Source organism: Cognatundibacterium aquatile (assembly GCF_014699135.1).
Classification (GTDB): Bacteria; Pseudomonadota; Gammaproteobacteria; order Burkholderiales; family Burkholderiaceae_D; genus Undibacterium; species Undibacterium aquatile.
On sequence record NZ_JACOFT010000004.1, the window covers coordinates 273,861 to 298,056 of the forward strand.

At 47.1% G+C, this 24,196-nt stretch carries 20 protein-coding genes; 12 read left to right on the forward strand and 8 right to left on the reverse strand.

All coding sequences use genetic code 11. The features are described from left to right. Positions 1-21 precede the first annotated feature (21 nt). Both H8K26_RS12870 and H8K26_RS12875 read right to left on the reverse strand, forming a co-directional pair. Entirely contained in the window at positions 22-876 is an 855-nt protein-coding gene (locus H8K26_RS12870; RefSeq protein WP_186898004.1) for an HDOD domain-containing protein, read from the reverse strand. After that, on the reverse strand, positions 873-1,193 hold the full coding sequence (locus H8K26_RS12875) for a hypothetical protein (protein ID WP_190480022.1): 321 nt from the start codon (positions 1,191-1,193) through the stop codon (positions 873-875). Before H8K26_RS12875 ends, H8K26_RS12870 begins: the two co-directional genes overlap by 4 nt. Before the next feature lie 222 nt (positions 1,194-1,415). Between H8K26_RS12875 and H8K26_RS12880 the strand changes: the two genes are divergently transcribed. Next, complete coding sequence (locus H8K26_RS12880; protein WP_186898005.1) at positions 1,416-2,063, forward strand: DUF1345 domain-containing protein; 648 nt, start codon at positions 1,416-1,418, stop codon at positions 2,061-2,063. An 8-nt stretch (positions 2,064-2,071) separates the two neighbouring features. Here the strand turns inward: H8K26_RS12880 and H8K26_RS12885 are convergent, their stop codons facing one another. Next, on the reverse strand, positions 2,072-2,509 hold the full coding sequence (locus tag H8K26_RS12885; protein WP_190480024.1) for a hypothetical protein: 438 nt from the start codon (positions 2,507-2,509) through the stop codon (positions 2,072-2,074). A gap of 200 nt (positions 2,510-2,709) precedes the next feature. Between H8K26_RS12885 and H8K26_RS12890 the strand changes: the two genes are divergently transcribed. Then, positions 2,710-3,948 carry a nucleoside recognition domain-containing protein gene (locus tag H8K26_RS12890; RefSeq protein WP_190480025.1) on the forward strand — a complete coding sequence of 413 codons (1,239 nt, stop codon included), beginning with the start codon at positions 2,710-2,712 and terminating at the stop codon, positions 3,946-3,948. A gap of 157 nt (positions 3,949-4,105) precedes the next feature. Here H8K26_RS12890 and H8K26_RS12895 read toward each other — a convergent pair whose 3' ends face one another. The 3 genes from H8K26_RS12895 to H8K26_RS12905 all read right to left on the reverse strand — a co-directional run bounded on the left by H8K26_RS12895 (position 4,106) and on the right by H8K26_RS12905 (position 8,172). Further along, positions 4,106-5,869: a M14 family metallopeptidase gene (locus tag H8K26_RS12895; protein WP_190480028.1), complete on the reverse strand. Its 1,764-nt coding sequence runs from the start codon at positions 5,867-5,869 to the stop codon at positions 4,106-4,108. Positions 5,870-6,024: 155 nt separating this feature from the next. Further along, positions 6,025-7,338 (reverse strand): TRZ/ATZ family hydrolase, encoded by a 1,314-nt coding sequence (locus H8K26_RS12900; protein WP_190480030.1) that lies wholly within the window; start codon positions 7,336-7,338, stop codon positions 6,025-6,027. 189 nt (positions 7,339-7,527) lie between these two features. Beyond that, the gene (locus H8K26_RS12905; protein WP_186898010.1) at positions 7,528-8,172 is read right to left on the reverse strand and encodes a response regulator; all 645 of its coding nucleotides are present in this window, start codon (positions 8,170-8,172) and stop codon (positions 7,528-7,530) included. A 706-nt stretch (positions 8,173-8,878) separates the two neighbouring features. Between H8K26_RS12905 and H8K26_RS12910 the strand changes: the two genes are divergently transcribed. Both H8K26_RS12910 and H8K26_RS12915 read left to right on the forward strand, forming a co-directional pair. Further along, complete coding sequence (locus H8K26_RS12910; protein ID WP_190480032.1) at positions 8,879-10,825, forward strand: PAS domain-containing sensor histidine kinase; 1,947 nt, start codon at positions 8,879-8,881, stop codon at positions 10,823-10,825. Positions 10,826-10,962: 137 nt separating this feature from the next. Beyond that, positions 10,963-13,197, forward strand: a complete 2,235-nt coding sequence (locus H8K26_RS12915; RefSeq protein ID WP_190480033.1) for a TonB-dependent receptor plug domain-containing protein — start codon at positions 10,963-10,965, stop codon at positions 13,195-13,197. 63 nt (positions 13,198-13,260) lie between these two features. Here the strand turns inward: H8K26_RS12915 and H8K26_RS12920 are convergent, their stop codons facing one another. After that, positions 13,261-13,749 (reverse strand): pilin, encoded by a 489-nt coding sequence (locus H8K26_RS12920; protein ID WP_190480034.1) that lies wholly within the window; start codon positions 13,747-13,749, stop codon positions 13,261-13,263. Positions 13,750-13,924: 175 nt separating this feature from the next. On the opposite strand from H8K26_RS12920, the gene pnuC reads away from it, so the two are divergent. Together pnuC and H8K26_RS12930 are read left to right on the forward strand one after the other, a co-directional pair. Then, positions 13,925-14,515 (forward strand): nicotinamide riboside transporter PnuC, encoded by a 591-nt coding sequence (pnuC, locus tag H8K26_RS12925; protein WP_190480036.1) that lies wholly within the window; start codon positions 13,925-13,927, stop codon positions 14,513-14,515. Beyond that, positions 14,503-15,039, forward strand: a complete 537-nt coding sequence (locus H8K26_RS12930; protein WP_190480038.1) for an AAA family ATPase — start codon at positions 14,503-14,505, stop codon at positions 15,037-15,039. The genes pnuC and H8K26_RS12930 overlap by 13 nt, the downstream gene beginning before the upstream one ends. A 69-nt stretch (positions 15,040-15,108) precedes the next feature. On the opposite strand, the gene rpoD is transcribed toward H8K26_RS12930, so the two are convergent. Further along, complete coding sequence (gene rpoD / locus H8K26_RS12935) at positions 15,109-17,991, reverse strand: RNA polymerase sigma factor RpoD (protein WP_449662566.1); 2,883 nt, start codon at positions 17,989-17,991, stop codon at positions 15,109-15,111. A 479-nt stretch (positions 17,992-18,470) separates the two neighbouring features. Here rpoD and H8K26_RS12940 point away from each other — a divergent pair, with 479 nt between their 5' ends. From H8K26_RS12940 to H8K26_RS12965, 6 genes are all read left to right on the forward strand, one after another. Next, positions 18,471-19,196 carry a c-type cytochrome gene (locus tag H8K26_RS12940; RefSeq protein WP_190480040.1) on the forward strand — a complete coding sequence of 242 codons (726 nt, stop codon included), beginning with the start codon at positions 18,471-18,473 and terminating at the stop codon, positions 19,194-19,196. A 173-nt stretch (positions 19,197-19,369) separates the two neighbouring features. After that, entirely contained in the window at positions 19,370-20,689 is a 1,320-nt protein-coding gene (locus H8K26_RS12945) for a c-type cytochrome (RefSeq protein WP_190480042.1), read from the forward strand. Between the two features lie 91 nt (positions 20,690-20,780). Continuing rightward, entirely contained in the window at positions 20,781-21,686 is a 906-nt protein-coding gene (locus tag H8K26_RS12950) for a hypothetical protein (RefSeq protein ID WP_190480043.1), read from the forward strand. A gap of 190 nt (positions 21,687-21,876) precedes the next feature. Continuing rightward, on the forward strand, positions 21,877-22,362 hold the full coding sequence (locus tag H8K26_RS12955) for a hypothetical protein (protein WP_223827013.1): 486 nt from the start codon (positions 21,877-21,879) through the stop codon (positions 22,360-22,362). 191 nt (positions 22,363-22,553) lie between these two features. Next, complete coding sequence (locus tag H8K26_RS12960; RefSeq protein WP_186885220.1) at positions 22,554-23,315, forward strand: GNAT family N-acetyltransferase; 762 nt, start codon at positions 22,554-22,556, stop codon at positions 23,313-23,315. Between the two features lie 26 nt (positions 23,316-23,341). After that, positions 23,342-24,190, forward strand: a complete 849-nt coding sequence (locus H8K26_RS12965; protein WP_223827029.1) for a UDP-2,3-diacylglucosamine diphosphatase — start codon at positions 23,342-23,344, stop codon at positions 24,188-24,190. The last annotated feature ends 6 nt before the right edge of the window (positions 24,191-24,196 follow it).

A 24,196-nucleotide genomic window follows, 5' to 3' on the forward strand; every position in this document is an offset into this window, starting at 1 on the left:
TACATGAGTCAATAATCGTGTTCAAATTAAAATCTGATTCAGTGCCTCAACCCGCATTTCGGTTTCACGGAATATGCCAAGGTACTCTGTTTCGCTAAGGGCTAGCGTATCCCAAGCATGTGCTGACAGCAAGGGGACAACATCATTTTTTTCATCGGCGAGATCGAGCGCATGCACAACAGCATCTGCAACGTGGACAACAGATGCCAGTGGATGTATACCGGCTATGTCCGGGCAATGGTGGCCTCTGATCGCATCCTGAATTGCTTCTGCAAAAAACCATTGCTGCGCTAGTGCCAGCCCCGCATCGACATGGTCTATGCCCATGATTTCACGTTCCGCATCAAGCAAATAACAATCCTTGAGTTGCCGATGCTTAATGACTTCTGCATATTTTTCAGGATAATAGGTCACCAGAACCAAGCGACCAATGTCATGCAAAAGTCCAGCAGTAAACGCAAAATCATGTTTCATGTGAAGTGCCCGGGAAATTAATTCAGCACAAATGGCGGTTGCCACGCTGTGTCGCCAGAAAGCCTGAAAATTAAATCCCTCGCAGTAAGATGCAGAGCTGCGGTTGGCAAGTATCGTCAGACGGACCAGATTCTTGATCTTTTCAACACCGAGCAAGGCAGTTGCCTGCTGAATCGTTACTACCCTTGAATTAACACCAAAATGTGATGAGTTGACCAGACGCAGTACCTTGGCAGTGATGGCATGGTCCATCGCAATCTTTTCGTTGATTAAATCCAGACTGCTGTTTTCATCTTCCAGAACGGAGACCAGCTCACGCGCAACGGCTGGCAGCATTGGCAGATCTTTCATATGCTTGATCATGTCCTGCAGAAGCGCATTTTTTTCAACATCTGTTTTCATGTTGAGTCTCCTTCGCGGTAATGCTGTATGTATTTTTGTAGCAAATTCAGAGGTCTTTCGGCAGGATACTTCCGAAACAACAATGGAATACGTTCAATTTTATGTTGACGCTCTTCCAGCTCGTCCGGGCTGGGGGTGTTGTCTTTCTCTATGCATAGCTGACTGATTCCATGCGTCGCCAGGGAATGCAGCATGTTTTCGCTTAAAGTTGTTCCGGCAGGAAGCAGAATATGACCGACCTTATCAAGCAAGTCATCTGCCAGTATCATCCCGGTAGTAACCTTGTTCAGCGATAAGTAATGACTATGTTTGTTCATTTTGCAGGCTCCCGATTCAGGTGCTTATCTCATCACATATATTGCCGGATATTTGGAAACGCGAAATGTTCTTCATTTAAAAAAATCTACATTTTGCAACAGAGTGATCGTGCTTTCTTTGCATACATCCAGGCGAACTACTTATCTCAGTGGCTATACTACACCCCATCTTGAAAGTTTCTATTGATACATGTTCACAAATATATATAAAGGTCGGAAACAGTGAGTAATCTTTTATTGCACAGGCCACGTCTGGTGGCTACTTTTTTGATCGCGACAATAGTGGCAGTATTTTTACCCGAGACCTGGGCATTTTCAACGCGTGCGTTATTTTGCTGGAATATCGGCGTGTGGTCGTATCTCGCTTTGATGGCATGGCTGATGGTTCGTGCAAAAAATTACCATGTCCGCGAGATGGCGATGCAAGAAGATAACAGTGCGGTTGCTGTCCTCGCCTTATTGTCAATTTCAGCGACGATCAGTCTTGTGGCGATTGTGATAGAACTGACCGGCACCCGCGCCTTAGCACCAGACCTGCGGGCGCTTAAATACATATTTGCAGGAGTCACCGTCTTGGGTTCCTGGGCTTTACTTGGTGTGGTGTTCTGCTTCCATTACACGCTGTTGTTTTACAATTCTCCGGAACAGCAGCGAGCATTACGTTTTCCAGATAATGAACAGATGCCAGATTATTGGGACTTTCTTTATTTCTCGTTCACGATTGCGGTTGCTGCACAGACTTCAGATGTTTCTGTCGCTTCCCATAGCGCGCGTAAAACGGTATTGGCACAATCTGTGTTGAGTTTTTTCTTCAATGTTGCCGTGCTGGGGTTTTCTATTAATATTGCGGCCGGACTCGTCGGCAACTAAATCAAGCATTAGTCTTCTCTGTGGTGATGTCTGTGTCGCTCTCTCCACTCATGCTCTTCATACCGATCTGCCCGCCAGACCTCACGCTCGCGCCAGGGCCGGCCATAGTTTTGTTCGACGTACTGATGATACACATACGGTTGAGGTGAGCTCAGTACGACAGGAATGCCACCGAAACGCGCATCGATATTAATGAAATAAGGGAGTCGGCTATTTGCTTCCCATCTGCGTCCATCTAACCAATACCATGTTTGTGATTGTGGCGAGAAATACACCTGACGTGACGGGTAATAAATATAATTGTAGTTCCGGACTGGCTCTGCTTCATACCTGTCGTGATGCCAATGGCGCCAACCGTGATCATGAGCTTCTGCAATCTGCCAGACACCAGCAGTGAGCAAGCAGGCAACGATGGCGGAGACTGTTTTAAATCTGAAATTAGACATGTCATTTTCCTGAAACGGGGTGATCAGATAACGTCTTGAGACTCGCCCTCGCTGACAAAAGAAAATAAATACTCAGGAAAATACTGCAACAAACTGTTACTGCTATACCTCGTACTTATACCTGAATCCGAAAAAATCATTCGGCGGTACTTTGTTTTCATGTTAAAAAGATTCCACTTGCAATCTCATCTTCTGGCGCTATGGCACTTAATTATATTTGGATAGGTTTTTTTCTGATCAGCTTTATCGCGGCTTTAGGGCAGTGGATTTTTCTCGGCGATGTTGAGGTATTCAAACGGATTATCGATGGTACTTTTGACTCTGCGAAAATAGGTGTGATGGAAATTGCTTTGCCTTTGGCTGGTGTCATGACCTTGTGGTTAGGGATCATGAATATTGGTGAGAAAGCGGGTGCCATCAATTTATTAGCGAAAATTATTGGGCCTTTTTTTGCCAGAATTTTTCCAGGTGTTCCGCAGAGTCATCCGGCGAACGGGCACATGGTGATGAATTTTTCGGCGAATCTGCTCGGCCTTGATAATGCTGCGACGCCGTTTGGTCTGAAGGCGATGGAAAGTCTGCAAACGCTCAATCCAAAAAAAGACGAGGCAAGTGATGCGCAAATCATGTTTTTGGTTTTGCATACATCGGGCCTGACTCTGATTCCTCTGGCGATCATGGCGCAGCGCGCGGTTCTTGGGGCGAAAGACCCATCCGATATTTTTATTCCATGTCTGATCGCGACGTACGTCGCAACTGTCGTCGGTCTGATCGCTGTGGCTATTTGTCAGCGAATCAATTTATTTAACCGGGTAGTGATGTCCTGGCTCGGTGGCATCAGTGCTTTTATTATTGGCATGGTCTGGTATCTGAGTCAGCACATGAGCCGCGCAGAAATTGAGGTTTTCTCTAAGGTCAGCAGTAATTTGCTGCTCTTCTCGATTATTGTTGCGTTCATTCTTGGCGCCATGCGTAAAAAGGTGAATGTCTATGAGGCATTTATCGAAGGCGCAAAAGGGGGGATGCAAACCTCGTTGACGATTATCCCTTATCTGGTCGGGATGTTAGTGGCGATTGGAGTACTGCGAAATTCTGGCGTATTGGGATTTGTTGTCGCCAGTTTTAACTGGTTTTTTACACAGGTAGGCGTCAATACGGATTTCACTTCTGCATTACCCACTGCATTAATGAAGCCTTTGAGCGGCAGCGGCTCGCGGGCGATGATGGTGGATGCGATGAAAACCTATGGTGTCGATTCTTTTGTCGGGCGTCTGGCTTGTATTTTTCAGGGATCGGCGGATACCACTTTTTATATCGTCGCACTGTATTTTGGCTCTGTCGGTATCCGTAAAACCAGATATGCGATTTCAGTGGGATTGATCGCTGATTTTGCCGGTGTTATCGCTGCGATTTTTGTTGCTTACTTATTTTTCCACTAATCAGGACTTACGCAAAGTTGTCCCGGCAAGGCATGCCGACGAAGACCGTACAAGTGTAAGGCCAGGAGCCATAACGCCGCTGGGGCGGTTTTGCGTAAGTCCTATAATCTGACTTACTTCAATGAATGAGGCGCTTTGTTCCTCATTCATTTAATTTTTATTTGGGAAAAATATTTGTTCTGAAGATCGGGTATTGTTGATATTGCTGATCCCAGGATGAGTGGCGACGGGCAAAGAACTCTAAGCGCGCCTGCGGGCTTTTAGCGAACTCGGCGTCGTCTTTCAGTTTTTTTTCAAAGATGGATTTGAGTTCAGGGTTAGCCGCCAATTGTTCGCGTGCAACATCTTCCGCGACGTATGCTTCCATGTATTCTTTTTTCTCGAAAGCATTATTGAAAAACCCCCATCTGACGAGTGCATCCGGTGCCTGTGGCTCAAATAGCGCGGCGACCAGCGCAGCTTTAGGTTGAGCAGAGGGAATAAATAAAGAACCTTTGCCAAAAGACGCCTGATCGCCAGTCCATTCCCCTTTTAGTTGCAGTGTTTGATGGCTTTCCGTTGACTGTGGTGACAATATCGCGTTTGTCGCGTTGAAGCGTTCTACCGCGATGTTGTTAAGCGCGTTGCCGAGTGATTGAAATTGTATTCCGTGAGTTCTTAATTTATGAATGACGATTCTGGCGTAGAATGCCGGAACAATATATCCCGCTTGCGGCATCGTGATGTAGGTATCGGGGATAATTTCATCGCGCAGTTTGACTTGCCATATTTGTGGCTTGCTTTCGTCGTATCTCGTCATTAATGCACCGGAAATTTCTGATGGCTTTCTGGTGTATGCATAACCCCGGAAATCAATCAGGTGAGATTTATCCGTCGTCTTGTAAGTGACAGGGACAGGTTTGCCTGCCATTTTTATTGAGCGTAAATCTGCTTCTGACGCGATTTTTTCCCATTCATTACCGTATCGTGCAACTTGTTCCAGAATGGAGGTGATCGTATTTTTGGTAATTCTGACCCGGGTCGCGTAATTTTTCCAGGAATGGGTTTCTACCAGTATGCCAAAGCGATTTCTTAATTGAAAATAGCCGTGTGAAAAGCGTGGTGCAGGTACTCCGTCGACAAATCCAGACGCTGGATCATCTTCCTTGTCAAACGACATGTAAAACGGTTGAGGCAAGGAGCCCATCTTGCTGAGATCGGCCAGTACATTTTCCTGCAGTTTTTTGCCTGCAGCTTTTAAGCCTTCATCTCCTGCGTGCAGCGGTTCCACTTGAACGGAAATGTCATGCTCAAATTTTGCCCCGTCAGTGACATGCAGATCAACGTTAACCAAAGGGTCCCAGTGATTGATCAGGCGCAGCATAGATTGCATTTCAACGGTATCTGCTTTGACGTAATCACGATTCAGATTGTAGTTCTGTGCCGTGGTACGCCACCCCATTTCTTCAGGCCCGCGCTGGTTTGGTCGATTCCAGCGACCAAACCTTTCATGTCCATCAACGTTGAACACGGGAATAAAAATAAACACCTGTTTATCTAAAATGTCGTTTGTTGCCGTGTTGTCCAGTAACTCTCTTAAAGCAAGAAATCCAGCGTCCTTTCCATCAATTTCGCCTGCGTGAATTCCTCCCTGAATCAAGGTAACGGGAATATGCTTTTCTTTTGCAAGATAGGGGGTGAACGCATTTGTCCTGGTGGCGATGAGCGCCAGCATCGGACGGCCTTCTGGTGTTCGTCCGAATTCCTGACAACGGACTAGCTTAGGGTAATTTTTCTGGAAATTACGGCAGAGGGTTTCGACTTCTTCGTAACGCCCCGTCTTTTGAAAGTTACTCTGTTCGGCAATCGTACTAAGATTTTCCGCTGCCAGGCAGATACTGCTGCTGAATAAAAATGTTAAATAAAATGGTAAACGTTTCATTGTGAACGAGAGTAAAAAATGGTCGGAATGATCTCTGCGCAAATACATGCAGGTGTCTGTTTCCTGAAAATCGGGCAAACATGATGCTTGTACAGGTCTTTGCTCTTCGCAATCGCAAACCGACAAGCAGGCTTCAACTGGCACCAGATACCTGGTCAATCATTGACAATACGTGACTGCCACCACTTTGCTTTTGCAAGCAAATTCGGTTCAACTAAAGTTGTTAACTGGCGATTTTCCATTAAGCATTGCCCATTGACCCAGACATGACTGACTTGTTCCCGGCCCGCTGCATAAATAATCTGAGATACGGGATCGAAAACAGGTTGAGTTTCAATGGTGGAAAGGTCGATCGCAATAATATCGGCCTGTTTTCCTGCAATCAGGCTACCTATCTGATCTTCCAGCCCCAGCGCTCTGGCACCTGACAACGTTGCCATCTCTAATGCTGAGTGCGCATCCAGCGCGGTGGGGTCATTTGACTGCGCTTTTGCGAGCAAAGCTGCTAAACGAAGATCACCCAGTAAGTCGAGTTTGTTATTACTTGCGGCGCCATCAGTGCCTATACCGACATTGATGCCCGCTGCCTGCATTGCATGGATACGGGCGAAGCCTGAAGCGAGCTTCAAATTGCTGGCTGGATTGTGCGCAATGTGTACACCGGTACGGGACAGCAGGGAAATGTCGTCATCGTCAGCATGCACCATATGCGCGGCGATCAGGCGATTGCTTAATAATCCTAGTTGATGCAGACGTTGCAGTGGCTTCATGCCGTGTTGTTTCAGGCCGTCACTCACTTCCTCTGCGGTTTCATGAATATGGCAGTGAATTCCCATGCCATGTTTTTCTGATAGTTCAATAATTTTTCTGAACGTATCATCTGCAACGGTATAAGGCGCATGGGGCGCGAGTCTGAATCCAACACCTTCCTGATTCGCAAATGCGGTTGATGCTTCAATCGCCTTATCCAGATATTCGCCAGCATTTTGTGCGAATCCGGTCGGAAATTCCAGAATACTGCAACCGACTATTGTGCGCATTCCTGCTTGTAGTCCAGCTTTTGCCACCGCCTGATGATGAAAATACATATCATTGACTGTGGTTGTTCCGCCACGGATCATCTCAGCCATTGCATACAGAGTTCCATCAAGTACAAATTCATCTGACACATGTTTCTTTTCTGCAGGCCAGATGTGGTGATTCAGCCAATCCATCAGAGCCAGATCATCTGCCAGACCACGCAACAGGCTCATGGCAGAATGGGCATGGAGATTGATAAAGCCAGGGGTCAGCGCATGTTCTTTCAATTCAATGTGCGTGGCGTCCTGATAACGCAGGCGTACATCTGATTCGGGGAGAACGGCTATGATTTTTCCGTTCTGAATTACCAGTGAATGGGCAAGCAACACAGTCGCTTTGGGTTCAACAGGAATCAGGTATTTGGGATGTAGGCAGGTAATTGATTTCATGGCATTCCTCTGAACGGGAAGGCCATTATATCGGGCGGATGAGCTTCGCTCAATTTACCGAGAGACGATCTGTTTTAGCTGCGTAAATAATGCAGTGAACGCCACTATGGCGAAGACTAACGTCATTTCGCTGAATGGCGGTTCATAAAAAATACACTCAGCAGAGCGGTATTTTTACTATGAGCATGTTTAATTCGGTAATTGTTTCGACAGCGCCTTCGTATTCGTCAGCGTATCGTTCAACACAGAAATCAGAAGCGAACGGGTTAATTGTGATTTAGTCGTGTAGCCATCTATTGCAAACTGGCTGCTGACTTTTTCTTCAGGCGCATAGCCCGGTTGACCAGTGCGTAAGATAATCCGGATGTCATTTTTCCCTAATTTGCCACGAACAACTTTGACCAGTTCCAGTCCCGCATCCACTGTTTCCATGACGACATCGAGTAAGATCAGAGACAGGTCGTCATTCTGAACAATCAGTTCTTCTGCCTCTTTGGCAGAGTAAGCATGCAGGAATTCCAGTGGACGACCATGAATACGAACACCATTTAACGCAAGTACGGTTGTTTCGTGAACGTTACTATCGTCGTCTGTAATCAGGATTTTCCATGGATGAACAGCAGTTCCCAGAGAAAAATTCGGTTCATCTTCTTCGAGAAAGTCGATGATGTCGTCTTGCGTCTCATCTGGCGATGAGGCATTTTTTCGACGGCAATAAGAAATAAAAAAATCAATATTGCATAGCGAGAGACGATCTTTCGTCTGTCTGTTGCCCATACCGTAATCGGTGCTTTCTTTTCGCAAGCCGGGCATGTGACTGTGTTGTTGTTCCATCAGTGCTCTCCCTGGTGCTTGAAAATATTCGTTTTCAGTTCTTATCTTATGTGAAGTGCCAATCTTTATCAATACTCTGATTGGCTGATGTTATTTGAGCCGAAACTTGTTGTAATAAGTCATTTATTTTTCTGATGTTGTTTGGCAAATGTTAGTATTCAACAGATTTAATACTGATTGAATGCAGGAATCATGACACGCTGCTGCGGTCATCGGGAAGTGAAAAATCCACCTTCTTGATTTGTATTAAAGGGGCGTGACGATTTCGGGGGATATTTAGTATTTTATGTTGCCGACAAACATGTTCTCCTTCAATGGCTTGTCAATCATTTTGTTTTTGTTGACGTCGCTGGCTCTGATTTTCCTGAAACCACCTTTTAAATTGCCACACTCCTTATCGCATTGGTGTGCAGCATATCTGTGTCTGGCTTGTGCTCAGGCACTGAGTTTCTCTCGCGTCTGGCCAGTGCTCACCGTCGTACTTGAAAAAATTCTTCTGTTCGGTTTTTCATTTCTTTTTTATCTTGGCCTGCGTACTTTTACGCAGAAAAAAAATGATCTGAAACCGCTCCTGATTGTATTTTTCTTTGCCAGTTGCTGCCTATTTTTCACGCATTTCAATCAGGCATCGCCATTGTTGGTATCACTGTCAGAAACGATTTTCCCTGCTTTGCTAATGTGTTTGTCAGGATTATCAGTACTGTCAATGCGCTTCCGCTTCGAGCAAGAGTATGGACAGGGAAAACACATCGCCTATTTGCTGTCTGGATTGTTATTTGCAGAGGCAATGTTGTTGCTCGGTTCTGTTTTTTATTCCGGACGGGCAGCAGAGCAGCTTGTTGTTGAGAATGTATTGCTTTGCATTCAGCTCGTATTAGCGTTTTCGACGATGCTGCTGATGTTGCATCAATCAAACCATGCCAGCAGCGGTCTCACAGGTTCGCAGCCTGAAACACAAAACCGTTTCAAAGAAGTGGCCGGATCTGAGGATCGTGTCGCTTTGTTTGAAACAGTATTTCAATTGGTTCCCGATACCGTAACAATTACCAGACTCGATACCGGTCAATATCTCGATGTGAATCGTAATTGGGAGCCAATGTCAGGGTATTCACGTGAGGAGGCCATTGGTCGTACCTCGACTGAATTGAATTTATGGGTCAATCCGGAACAAAGACGAGAACTCGTCTCACGTGTTGCACATGAGGCCGAAGTGAGAAATGTGCAAGCGGCATTTCGCCACAAGGATGGGCGCATATTTCAGTGCCGTATTTCAGGTACGCGTTTCAGCTTAAACGGATGTGAATATCTGATGCTAACTTCACGCAATATTGATACGGAAATAGCGACAGAAAATGCGCGGCAGATAGCTGAGACAATGTTGCGGGAAAATGAAAAAAAATATACCACGCTGTTTCAGTTGTCGCCCCTGCCTTTGGGATTAATTGATGTCAGTTCGCATCAAATGATCGAAGTCAATGACGCATGGTCGACGCAGTTTAAATTTGATCGTCGTCACGTCATCACAGATGTGCAGATGTGTGATTTCTGGGTGACTCCGGAGCAGCCTGATGCCGCTATCCGGTCTTTGTTGAATCATAAAGAGATAAATCAGATCGAAGTTGTGGTGAGAAACAGCGTTGGCGTTGATGTCATTTGCCTCATGTCTGCACGCCTGCTGGATATGAATTCAAAGACTGTATTTATTTTTTCTTTAATGGATGTGACGCGGCAATATCAGGTGGAAAAAGAAATTCGGGAGATGTCAGCGGAGTTAGAAATTCGCGTCAGGCAGAGGACTCAGAATCTGGAGGATGCGAACGCGGAATTGGCTTCCGTAGTGGAGTCATTGCGTCGGGCGCAGGAAAAATTGATACGCTCAGAAAAAATGGCGGCGTTAGGCTCGTTAGTCGCAGGCATTGCGCATGAACTGAATACACCCTTAGGGAATAGTGTGACGGTCGCCAGTACCTTGCAAGATCAGACCATGGAGTTTTCACAGACGCTGAGTAATGGGCAATTGAAGCGCTCGGCACTGAATCAGTACATTGAGGTAGCGACGCATGGAACTGAATTATTGATGCGGAATTTAAGTATTGCGCGCGACCTGATCGCCAGTTTCAAGCAGGTTGCCGTTGATCAATCCAGCAGTCAGCGTAGGGTTTTTGATCTTGCCACGGTACTCAATGAGATCATTGCGACGCTGTCTCCTATGTATAAAAAGGGACCGTACATTTTAAAAACGAATTTTGCTGAAAAAATAGAAATGGATAGTTACCCGGGACCGTTAGGACAGATTCTGACTAATTTCGTGACAAATGCATTGATACACGCGTTTGACGGCAGAGATGATGGCGAAATGTCGGTGAATAGTCGCTTGCTGAATGAAAAACAGGTTGAGATTGTCTTTGCGGATAACGGCGTGGGTATTACCGAAGCGGATCAAAAGCGAGTTTTTGATCCATTTTTTACTACCAGACTCGGACAAGGTGGATCAGGTCTGGGTATGCACATTGTCTATAATCTCGTGACGGACGTCTTAGGGGGAGAAATTCGCCTGCAAAGCATACCCGGTGCAGGTACAAGTTTTACTTTATTGTTACCTCTGGTCGCTCCTCACATATCACTTGAAAGTGATGTCATTGCAATCCAATAGAGTCAGTCTTCCATTCTTATCAGTCCGCCGGTCAAGGTTACGGCTGGATTTTTCTTTCTGGTGAACTTTATTTATTGCTATCGGTCTGAGGGAGGCCATTTTTATTAATCGCTTCATCTTTTCATTCCCTTATTTCTATGCGTACACCTGGCTTTCCATTAAGTGTCATTGCTCTTTCTATTTTGCTTGGATTCAATACTATCGCCATTGCTCAGGAGAGTAAAAATGCGTCTTCTGAGTCTGACTCTTCTAAGCTGCCCAAAAAAGCACCAGTAAAAGCTTTGGATACACCGATGCAGAAGGTGGAAGTGCAGGGGGCCAAAAATTATGATGAACGTCGTCAGGACACTGCAACCAAGATCGTCGTGACACAGGAAGACATCGTTCGTTACGGCGATACTACGGTCGGTGACGTATTGAAGCGATTGCCGGGTATTACCATGGGCGGTGTGCAGGGGCGTGGTGGCGAGATCCGCATGCGTGGCCTGGGATCAGGTTATACGCAGATTATGCTAAACGGTGAGCCGAGTCCGCCGGGCTTTTCTCTGGATTCTATCTCGCAGGATCTGATTGAACGCATAGAGATTATCCGTGCCGCAACAGCAGAGCTAAGCACTCAGGCGATTGCGGGGGCAATCAACATTGTGCTGAAGCGCGCAGTGCAGACTGCACAGCGCGAGGTCAAGGTTGGCGCATCTGAAGACGGCGGTAAGTTTTCCGAGAATGTGAATCTGCAAATTTCAGATAAAGCAGGGCGTTATTCTTATTCTGTCTCCGGTAACTTCAATCATGGTCAATATGAACGGCCATCGACGATCGTTGAATCAGGGGCAGATGTCAGCGGCAAGCCGAATAAGCAAACCAGAACCGATCAGTTGGGCTGGGGGACATTTAACGGCATAGGCCTGTCACCGAGAGTGAATATCTCGCTGGCGAATGGTGATACGTTGACCAGCCAGAGCTTTGTGAATGCCAATCGCTTTGCTGGCTATACCAGCGAGACAAGCCTGCCATTACTAGAAAAATTACCGACTTATTTCAGTGATTTGCAGCGCATAGAATCTGAATTTGCGATGGTGCGTAGCGATCTTAATTGGATACATAAACTGGCTGACAGTGCCAAATTGGAAGTCAAATTCGGCCTGAATTTTAATCGCCGTAATTCAGATGTTGGCTTGCTGGGGTACGGTAAGGAAAAGAATCAGATATTGGACAGGAAAAGCACGTCTGACGCATCAGATAAAGGCTTTACCTCGACGGGTAAGTATTCAGCGCCGTTCGTAGAAGACCATGCCTTTGTTTTTGGTTGGGATGGCGCTTACAGCAAGCGTAATGAGCATCGCCTGCAGACGGATATAGTTGCTCCTGGCAGCAATCTGATCGCTTTGCCGCTCAACGAAACTTATGATGCAGATGTGACGCGCGTTGCTTTGTTTGCGCAGGATGAATGGAATGTGACTAAGCAATGGTCGGTCTACGCCGGTTTGCGCTGGGAGGCAATTGAAACGCGTAATCAGGGAACGGGCTATGATGAAGTCACCAATAAGTCGAGTGTGCTGAGTCCGATATTACAGACGCTCTGGAAGATTCCCGGTAGTAAAAATGATCAGGTACGTCTTGGTCTGACACGTACTTACAAGGCACCAAGCAGCGGGCAGCTAATTCCTCGTCGCTACCAGTCGAATAATAATAGCGAGACGAGTCCTGACAGCATTGGTAACCCGAATCTGAAGCCTGAGCTGGCATGGGGTATTGACGCGGCATTTGAACATTATCTTGCAGATGGTGGAACGTTGAGCGCCAGCGTTTACGTCAGAAAAATTGACGATATCATCCGTACTAAACTGGATCAGATCAACGGCATCTGGTTTACTTCTCCAGCCAATGATGGTCAGGCAACGACAAAAGGGATAGAGCTGGATGGGAAATTTCCGTTGCGTTCAATCATGAGTGATGCGCCAGCGATCGATTTTCGTGCCAATCTCTCGTTGAACTGGTCTGATCTGAAAACGGTGCCGGGACCGAATAATCGCCTGGATTCACAAACACCAGTCAGTGCAAATATCGGGATGGATTACAAATTATCGAAAGTTCCCCTGACCATCGGTGGCAATGCCAGTTATCAGAGCGGAGGTTTAGTACGGATATCTGCTGAACAAACCACGTATTCTGTTCCGAAACGGGTGTTGGATTTGTACGCGCTGTGGAAATTTGATCCTAAGACCAATTTAAGAATTTCAGTAGCGAATTTGCTGCATCAGGATAATGTCTCATCCAACACCGTGGTTAACCAGTTGAATGGAACATCTCAGCAAATTCGTTACACCCCAACCACGGTGGCTGTCAGGGCGATGCTGGAACATAAATTCTGAGGGCGCTAAAGACCTGAATTTGCTTTTGTGAAGAAAAACGCTGGCGTTATCAGTCGGCGTTTTTTATTTCGCTTTACTGCGGCAAATGAAGGGCAGGTACTGGGTAGGCAGCGTTGTTTTATCTGCGCCTTTGATTGTCATTTTGTCCGGTGCCTGCGCATTAGCGCAGACCCAGGTAACCGGGACAACATGCGCATCTTCAACGACGGCCGGACGTAAAGAAAGCACTTTGCCTTTTATCGAATTACTGGCGCGATTACCGAAGGTAATATGAACGACACCTTCTTCCACGCTGACGTCGCTGACGAAATTATTGACGATTTTGTCGGAAGAGGGTAATCCTGCAGCAGTATTGTCAGTCGGGAATTTTTGCCCTGCTAGCCAGGCCATTTCTACCGGCTTCTTCGCCACATCAGCCAACGGCATCGCCGCTTCGATTTGTTCGCGGATGACTTTGTATAAATACGATGGGGCAGCCATCGCAGCAAGTATGCCGATGATCGCAATTACTGCCAGAATTTCTAATAGAGTGAAGCCAGATTGTTTTTTCATATTGCACGAAGACGACGGGGAATTTTCAGCAATATAAAGGAAAAACGCAGATTCGCGTAACGAATTCATGTGCGGCATCGGTTTTTTCCTGTTTTCAACTGATCTGCATGACACAATTTTTCCTATCGTTGATAATGCGTGCACTCTTTAATTGCACTGATTTTTGCGCCTGCTTATGAATGATACCGTTCAATTTTTCGGTTTTACGACGACCTTGCTCGAATTACTGTCGTTTATTTTGTCGTTGGTAACCGTTGCGCTGAACATTCGCCAGATACATTGGGCCTGGTTATTCTCGATATTGTCTTCCGGTCTGTATGCCAGCGTATTTTTTGATGCGCGGTTATATGGCGATATGGGACTGCAATGGGTCTTTATTATCGTTTCTGTGTGGGGATGGTTTCTGTGGTGGCGAGGCATTGATGGAAGTAGCCAGTTGCCGGTCTCTGCACTCGGCTTTCGCGAGAGGGGGCTTGCCGTCATCGCATGGGGTCTGGGATTTGCGGCGTTGGCATGGTTTTTAAAGAGTTATACCGATACTGATGTTCCTCTGGCGGATGGCTTTCTGACCGCTGGCAGCTTGCTTGGGCAGGTTTTGTTGTCCAGAAAAAAAATTGAAAACTGGCTTATCTGGATTGTCGTTGATGTCCTGTATGTCGGTTTGTATGTATATAAAAACCTGATGCTGACCGCGGCCTTGTATGCGGTGTTTGTCGTCATGGCGATCATGGGGCTACGCGCCTGGAGTAAAACATGTCAGCAGTAAAGTCGAATACACAGCGTATCGCAATTTTAGGTGCAGAATCATCCGGTAAGTCTGCGCTTGCAGAGGCGCTTGCGCAGCGCTATCAGACCGTATGGGTACCCGAGTATTTGCGTGAATTTGTCGAAACGCAACAGCGTGTTCCGCGTGAAAGTGAGCAAGTGATGATTGCACGCACGCAGCTAGAGCGCGAGGATGCAATGGCGCCGAAGGCGAATGAATGGTTATTTTGCGATACCACACCATTGATGACTGCAATTTATAGCGACTATTATTTTTCTTCAGCTGGTGATGAGCTGATGGCGTTGGCAGATCAGCATCATTATGACTTCACGGTGGTGACGGCACCTGATCTGCCTTGGGTTGCAGATGGCCTGCAAAGAGAGTCACCAGCGGTGCGGCAGGCAATTCATGAGCGCGTGTTGGCGGAACTTGAAGAGCGTGAAATTCCTCATTTACTGATAGAGGGAAGTCTTGCACAGCGAGTAGAACAGGTAGAGTTTGCCTTAACATTTCTGATGACATAAAAAATGCCGCTGAGACCAGCGGCATTTTTCTGCGTGATGCAAGCAGCACAGGCATCGAATTGATTCTGCTTACTGATTTTCCATCAGGCCTTTCAGATGATCAGCTTTACCCGGATGGCGTAATTTCTTCATTGCTTTCGCTTCGATCTGGCGTATCCGTTCGCGCGTGACTTCAAATTGCTTGCCAACTTCTTCCAATGTAAATTCGCTCGCGGTTTCAAGGCCGAAACGCATGCGCAATACTTTCGCTTCGCGCGGGCTTAATGAGTCGAGTGCTTCTTTCAGTTTTTGCTGAACCGAGGCTTGCATCGCGGCAGCCATCGGCGACATTGTCATACTGTCTTCAATGAAATCACCGAGCTGCGAGTCACCATCATCGCCGATAGGCACATCCAGAGAAACAGGCTCTTTTGCGATCTTCAGAATCTCGCGTACTTTCACTTCCGGTAAGCCCATTTTTTCGGCAATCGCGGCTGGCTCAGGTTCGAGACCACTTGCCTGCAGGAGTTGGCGCTTGACGCGGTTCATCTTGTTGATGGTTTCTATCATGTGTACCGGCACGCGTATCGTACGCGCCTGATCCGCGATAGCGCGGGCAATCGCCTGACGTATCCACCATGTTGCGTAGGTAGAGAATTTATAGCCGCGACGGTATTCGAATTTATCTACCGCTTTCAGCAGGCCGATATTACCTTCCTGAATCAGATCCAAGAATTGTAAGCCACGGTTCACATATTTTTTTGCAATGGAAATCACCAGACGCAAGTTCGCTTCCGTCATCGCGCGCTTTGCTTCGCTGGAACGTTTTTCACCGGCGATCATTTGCTTATTGATGTCGCGCAAAGCGCTTAACGGCAGCTCAACACGTTCTTCCAGCTGGATGAATTTCTGTTGTAGTTCCCGTGCCGCGTGAATCTGGCGAGACAGGACCGCAGCGTAAGGCTGAACCGATTGCATTTCATGTTCCAGCCACGCCGTATTGGTTGCATGTGTGCGCAGCATATCCACGAAATAGGCGCGTGGCATGCCGCATTTATTCACCAATAGTTCCAGCATTTGCTTTTCAGTGTTGCGCAAATCTTTCATTTGTTTGCGCAAAGTATCGCAAAGCTTTTCTGCCGTCTTTACCGTGAAACGCATACCTTGCAATTCGCGGGAAATCGCTTGCTGTGCGGCCACATAGGCGGTTGAGCCGTAGCCATCCTTGGCTCGTGCAGCTTGCATGTCATCAAAACGCTTGGCAACAACCGCAAATTTTTGCAGCGACCCTGCCTTTAACTGTTGTAATTGTTCATCACTGATGCCGCCGACGTTATCGCTGACAGCGTCGTCATCGTCGTCAACCTCATCCGTGTCGTCGCCATCACTTAGCAATAATGCCGACACATCATTTTCTTCAGGATTGAGCAGACCATCAATGATGTCGTCAATGCGTACTTCATCTTTTTCAATTTTTTCTGCGATCAGCAGAATTTCCCTGATCGTACCAGGACATGCGGAGATCGCTTGTACCATGTCTTTCAGGCCGTCTTCTATGCGTTTGGCGATTTCGATTTCACCAGTTCTGGTCAGCAGTTCGACGCCACCCATTTCACGCATATACATGCGCACAGGGTCGGTCGTGCGACCGAAATCAGAGTCAACAGTTGCCAGTGCCGCCGCTGCAACGGATTCGGCTTCATCATCGCTGACGACAATCGTGACGTTATCGGTCAGCAACATCATTTCAGCATCGGGCGCTTTATCGTACACCGCAATGCCCATGTCATTGAGCGTGCTGATAACGTCCTGAATCATTTCCGGGTCAGCGACTTCTTCCGGCAAGTGATCGTTAATTTCAGCATGGGTCAGATACGAACGGTCTTTGCCGAGGCGGATTAACTTTGTTAATTGCTTGCGATATTGTTCCAGTTGCTCTTCATTGAGCGCGCCGCCTGATTTTTTACTTTTTGCTCTGGCTGCCCGTTTCAGTTCTGCAGATTCAGCGGCATTCAGTGCCTGTATCTCGTCGTTTTCAAACTGAAATTCCGATGGTTTCCGACCACGTTTTGCAGGTTCCTTGCTACCGGATAAGACATAGTTTGACGTATCGATATTGCTGAACGCGGCTGCAGTATTCGCTACCGGCTCTGACTTAACCGGCGTTGCAACGGTCGTTGTGGCTTTTGCCTGAACCGGAGTGGTTGACACTGGCGTCACATGTGTTGACAGCGCTACTGCTCGCGGCGCGTCTGCCAATACAGGCTTGTCGGCAATGCTGGCAGGGCGCAACGAAATACTGGCTGGCGCAGCAACTGGAGCTACTGGTTTTAGTGTTGTGACGGGTGCTGCCGGTGCAAATTTACCTGAGCCTATGCGTGCTTCGCGTTTTACCGTCGTCGGTGCCGGTTTCGCGCCAGGTTGATCTGACAGAAGCAATTTTTTTGCGACTTTGGGTTCTGTTTTGCGGATAACGGCGGCACGCGGCTTTGCAATGTCTGCGCCGGATAAAGTTTGCAATCCGGCTTTCAGATCAGCGCGAATTTCTGTTTTTACTTCTGGCTTTGCAGGCACTTCAGCTGTTTGCTCGGCGTGTGCTTCTGCATTGTCAGTGGGCGGCAGTGTTTCTGCAGCGATGCCGGAGCTATCGACGACTACCAGTTCGGTTTCATCAAAAGGCATACTGCTCATTGCTTCGATGTCTTCCGCTGTTAACGCTTTTGCCGGCGCAATGATCGCTTCAGCCATGACGGGCTGCATGCGTGAACGGCGTTTCGTCACGACCATGACGGGTGCTGCTGGTGTGCTAATTTGAGGTTCTTCCATTTTTTCCGCTGTTGGCGTTGCAGGCGTTTCTGCGTTGGATGGCGCAGCTGCCGCAGCACGATTCAGCTGCAAGGTTTTTTTACCCAGAGTGAGTGTGGCGCCAGTTTTTTGAGCGGGAATAGTTGAGTCAGTTAAGCTGGTTTTCATGTAACAAAGTCGAGTGCGACAACAAAGTCTTGTCAATAGTGTATGGCGATGGCAATGGTGATAATCTGTTGGTCGTCTGCACTGGCGATCAACGGTATCACGGATGAAAAAGCCCGCTGGTAAAAGCGGGCTACGCTGATGAAAGCGATTCAATCATTTTTTGCTCAAACTGGTTCTCGGAAAGAGACGCGAGGGCGAGATTATCCTCGGCTTGGCACCGCTTGACAAGTTTTGTATGCGTTTCCTGAAAATAAAAATGAGGTGCGCATTGTAGCGTTTAATTCGCACCTCATGGGAGAACCTTGTGTTTAAAGGCTTTGCGGGCGGACGAGTAAAATCGGAATGGAAAAATTATGCATATTTTTTAATTAATACCGATAATAGATGGAGAGAGAACCGCGCAATGCTTGAGCTGAAATGAGATGTCGCAGGCATTCGGCTTTTATAAAAAAGATGGCTAATTTATTCTGAGACGCACCATGCTCAATCATCGTAATTTTTTAAACTGTATTTTGCTGGCGGGGGGAATATTTGCTTTGCCTTCGCTGGCGCAGAATATTCCTGATACGCTGGCGCAGCGTTTGAAAGCATGCACCTCATGTCATGGGGCGCAGGGCAGGGCGGCGAGCGATGGCTATTACCCTCGCCTCGCCGGAAAACCAGAAGGATACTTATTACATCAGCTGAAAAACTTCAGGGACGGTCAACGCCGGTATCCACTGATGAATTCTCTGCTCAGTAACTTAAGTGATGCCTATCTTCAGGAAATTGCGGCTTTCTTTGCTGATCAGCACCCCCCTTATGCGTCTCCACAGCCAACTGAGGCTAGCCTGGCAATAATGGTGCGTGGGCGTGAGCTGGTGATGGAGGGGGATCAGCAGAAAAAATTACCGGCATGTATCTCTTGTCACGGCGAAAAAATGACCGGAGTTGCTCCCTTTATTCCGGGTGTACTCGGCTTGCCAAGAGACTATATTGTTGCGCAGCTGGGTGCCTGGCAGACCGGCAGCCGGCGCGCGCATGCGCCTGACTGTATGCGGCAGGTGGCGCAAAGGCTGGCACCTGCGGATATTGCTGCCGTATCCGCCTGGCTGGCCTCACAAATGGTGCCGGACAACGGGATTGCTGTCAGCGCTAAGGATATTCCTCGCTTTCGCTTACCTCTGCAATGCGGCAGCGTTTCTGAGGATAAGCAAATTAAATAGATAACAGAACCTGGTTATCTGGGCTTGTGGATTTTGATGGCTATCGGTCTGGCCGTTTCATACATCATTGAAACGACGCAAGTAAAGTTTTACCACTTTGAATATCACAAGATGTGACAAGCTGATCGGAAAATGATAAATGCGATGCGAGTTGTTCTGGAGACGACCTCTGTATGAAAAAAATGCTTATCCATTTTTTTGTTGTCGTTCTGTTCTTGCTGACGGGTATCAGCGTGTACGCTTACTTTGTCGGTTACAGGGTTGATGGGAATGCGTCTTTGGTGTCTTTCGGTACGTCGACCGACAGGGCGCTACTCATCCGTCGCGGTGAGTATCTGACAAGGGCGGGTAACTGTTTTGGGTGCCATACGGTCAAGGGCGGTGCTGCCTATGCCGGTGGCAGGATATTGCGTTCGGAATATGGTAATTTTGTTTCACCAAACATTACCCCGGATAGTGTCACCGGTATTGGGAGCTGGACTTCCAATGACTTCTGGCTTGCCTTGCATTTTGGTAAGGCAAAAGACGGGCGGCTCTTATATCCTGCTTTCCCGTATCCTAATTACAGTCAGATAAGCAGAGCGGATGCAGAGGCGATGTTTGCCTTTCTGAAGACGATACCAGCGATCTCTCAGAAAAATCCGGATCATGAATTACGCTTTCCTTATAACCAGCGGCGTTTGCTGGCATTCTGGCGTGCCATGTATTTCAAACCTGCTGTATTTGCAGAAGACAAAACAAAATCTCCTGAGTGGAATCGAGGCGCATATCTGGTAAAGGGTTTGGGGCATTGCAGTGCGTGTCATAGTCAGCGTAATGTTTTCGGTGCGAATGATGGGGTAAGTGATTTTTCTGGCGGGGAACTTTCGCAGATTCAATGGTATGCGCCGTCCTTGTTGCATACCAATGAAGCGCACTTACAGAACTGGACGCAAAATGAGGCTGCGACTTTACTCAAAACGGGCGTTAACCACAAATCTGTCATGAGCGGGCCGATGGCAGAAGTAGTCTTTGATAGCCTGCAATATCTGACCGATGCTGATATCAACGCAATGATCACCTATTTACAGGCCATTCCAGTAACGAAAGCGGATAGCGTCAGTGCGCTTGATCAGGCGTTGACCGAGCCTGATCGTAATGAAAAAACGAAAAAGCAAATGATGCAGCAAGGCGCTGTACTGTATAGAACTCATTGCATGGATTGCCACGGTGCTCAGGGCGAAGGATTTACCTCTGTATACCCGGCTCTCAAAGGGAATCCTGGCTTGCAGATGAATTCAATTGCGAATCCTTTACTGGTAATACTTGCGGGAGGTTTTGCTCCTGTAACGCAATTAAATCCCCGACCTTACAGCATGCCACCATTTGGACCTGTATTAAGTGACAGCGAGGTCGCTATCTTGCTTAGCTACATAAGAAACAGTTGGGGGAACAAAGCTGCATTCGTGACTGCTGCAGAGGTCAATCATTACAGAACTGTGCCGATGGATTGACGTATGCCAAGCACCTTATCAACCTTAATATCTGGCGATGTAAAAAAATGAATCTTGTATCTTCGCCTGCAACCTTGACAGAAAAATGAGTATGCGGCGTTCATTGTTTACCCCGGCAATAGTGGTGATCGTGGCGACCAGCTTCAGCCCCTGTCTGCACGCGGAAAGCGCTGATCAGGTCGGCGTAATGCGTTCCAGTGCGAGCGGTAAGGAAATCAGACTTGATACAACGCTGAATGCACGCCAGATTGTCAGTGCGATTCCTGCAGAATTTCTGCGCGAACGCTTTGAAGCCAATGATACTAAAGGCCGTACCATTGCATATATGGCTTTCACCGAAGGTGATATCGGCGGTTTGATTTTTGTCGAAAATAAATTGACTGCACAAGTGTCAAAACAAGATGCGATGGCATTTTACAGTTGCCGAGGTTATGCAACTGCGGTGCAGCATCATTGGGCCAAGGATGCTGATATCTGGACAGAAACCTTGTTGGACGCCAGTGTTCCGATAAGCGACGTTGATCTGCACTTCACTGGTAAGTCTGGTTTGCGTAGCATTGTTGAAGTGGTCAATGATCCTACGCTGTCGCAAGTCAGTTCTCTGGTCGACATGGGGACGAACCCTTTGAATATTTTTAGAAAACTGAGTTCTGCCTGGGATTCTTCGGTTGACCGGGATCATTTCCAAAAAACCTTGTTACGTTTAAAGAATGTGCTGACTGGCGCAAGTGAAGCTGAGGTTGCAGAGATTATCAAGCCAGAAGACGTGTCATTTGTGAGTGGTGGCTTAGTGATGGCTTATCCACGATTTTCTCTGGAATATTTTGTCAGTAACGGTGTGGTGAAGGTGGTTCAGCAACCATCTTTTTATCATCTGTCCAGAACTCAGGCGGCTTTGTTTTATGCGCCGAATGTCAGATGGGAGTTGTGTACACCATCAGAATGGCAGAAGGCCATGCCCGAGGTGATCATGCCGGATAGCCCTACGAAGAAATAGCCAGACAACCCCTGGAGAATTCTCTTTTTCAGCCTGAATCTGCATTCTCAATGAATAAGAATTGGCCTGATATCGACAGAATTGATTTAACACGGTTGATTGTGGTGATCGATTAAAGAGAATAGGGCGGATGTTTGCTTTGTTGCGTATTGGTAATGCCCTTGTCATGTCTTGAAGTTATTCTTTACCTTTGTTGTTTAACGATATATTGTTTATATTATTTCTAAGTTTTTTAATTGGGGCTGAAATGGCTACGGTTACACCTAAAAAAGTAGTAAGTACTCCGCGAACGTCTGTTACTAAGAAAGTCCCGGTACAAAAGGTCGCTGCTGCATCGACAGCAAAGAAAACGGTGGGTGTAAAAACAGTCGCCAAAGTGGAAGCGGTAGTAACACCATCGGCAAGAAAACCATCAACCGCGAAATCGCTTCCGCAGTCGGAAGAGAAGTTGAAAAAACCAAAATTGGTACGTGACAGCTTTACCATGCCAGAAGCGGAATATGCTGTGCTTGGTCAGGTAAAAAAAGCTTGCCTGAAGGCTGGTATCGAAGTCAAAAAGAGTCAGTTATTGAGAATAGGCCTGGTTTTGCTCAATAACACAGATATTCCCAATCTCAGAAAACTGATCAACGATTTATCTCCGCTGAAGGCTGGACGTCCTAAAAAAGAGAAGTAATTTCTGCTCCAGGCAGACGATTTCCCCTTCGTTCTGACTTATTGCGGCGTTGAAGATGATACACATCTTCAACGCCGTTGTATTTTTGTCTGTCATAAAACCGACATGCAGCTGTCATCTTGTTGAAGTAATCGTCCTCTATTCTTCGTTCGTCGGATGAATGACATCTTGAGACTACACAAGGACGAGGAATGCGATTACTCACGATACCAGCGGATGCTAATCCCAGTTTTTCTAAACTCAATCTGAGTTTGGCGACGACCGCAGAAGAGGTCAAAGAAGTTCAACGTTTGCGTTATAAGGTGTTCATAGAAAGTATGGGCCTGTCGGCGCTGTCCAATCCTGAGGGGCTGGATAAAGATGAGTTCGACACCTATTGTGATCACCTGATTGTTCGTGACAGCAAGACGCTGAAAGTCGTCGGTACCTACAGAATTCTTGGCCCAAATGCTGCGCGCGAGATGGGACGTTATTACTCTGAGACTGAATTTGATTTATCCCGGTTACAGAATATTCGCGGTAGTGTTGCCGAAGCCGGACGTGCCTGTATCCACCCAGATTATCGCAGTGGCGCCGTCATTATGCTGCTGTGGGCTGGCCTGGCCGCTTACATGCGTCGTGAACGTTGTTCGCATCTGATTGGCTGTGCCAGTATCAGTCTGACTGATGGTGGTCAGAATGCTGCGGCAATTTATCGTAGTTTATCGGCGAGTGATTTTTGTCCACTGGAATATCGTGTGACACCGCACGTACCTTTTCCCCTAGACGAAATCGATACCAGCAATGTTGTTGCCAGAATTCCTCCTTTGCTCAAAGGGTATCTGCGAGCTGGCGCATGGGTGTGTGGAGACCCCGCCTGGGATCCTGACTTCCATAGTGCGGATTTGTTTGTGATGCTGCCATTGTCCAATCTGGATAATCGCTATGCACGTCATTACGGCACTGAGGAGTAAGCAGATTGAAGCCCGCTGACCAGTTCCTGAATAAGAAATTACATCATACGAAAAAGCGTGATATCACGCATTTCCGGACGATATGGATTTCAGATCTGCATTTGGGAACCAGCGGCTGCCAGGCGACAAAATTGTTGGAATTTTTAAAAGCGACAGAATCGGAAACACTTTATCTGGTTGGCGATATTATCGACGGCTGGCAGCTTAAACGGCGCTGGTATTGGGATCAGACGCATAATAATGTAGTGCAGACAGTATTGAAGAAAGCGCGCAAGGGGACAAATGTCATTTTTGTTCCCGGGAATCATGACGAATCGATCCGCCAGTTCATCGACCTGGATTTTGGCGGTATCAAAGTGCGCGACGAACTGGTACATACAACCGCAAACGGTAAACGTATGCTGGTATTACATGGTGACAGATTTGATGGTGTGATTGCCTGCGCCAAATGGCTAGCTTATGTTGGGGATAGTTTGTACACCGTGATTTTGAAATTCAATCAGGTGTTTAATAACTGGCGCGCCAGAGCCGGATTGCCATATTGGTCGCTGTCGCAATACCTGAAATTAAAGGTAAAAAATGCGGTCAGTTATATCACTCAGTTTGAAGATGCGCTGGCCGAAGAGGCGCGTAGAAACGGGGTTGATGGCATTATTTGCGGGCATATTCACAAACCAGAAATACGTGATATCGGCGGTATCCTGTATTGCAATGACGGTGACTGGGTTGAGAGCTTATCGGCTTTAGTCGAAGATGCAAAAGGTGAATTACGTCTGATCACCTGGCATGACGTGATGCATCCGACTGAAAATGATGCGGCTGACAATATCGCTGATATTCAACTTGATGTCAGCGCAACGAGCGTCACGGTTTGATTTTTG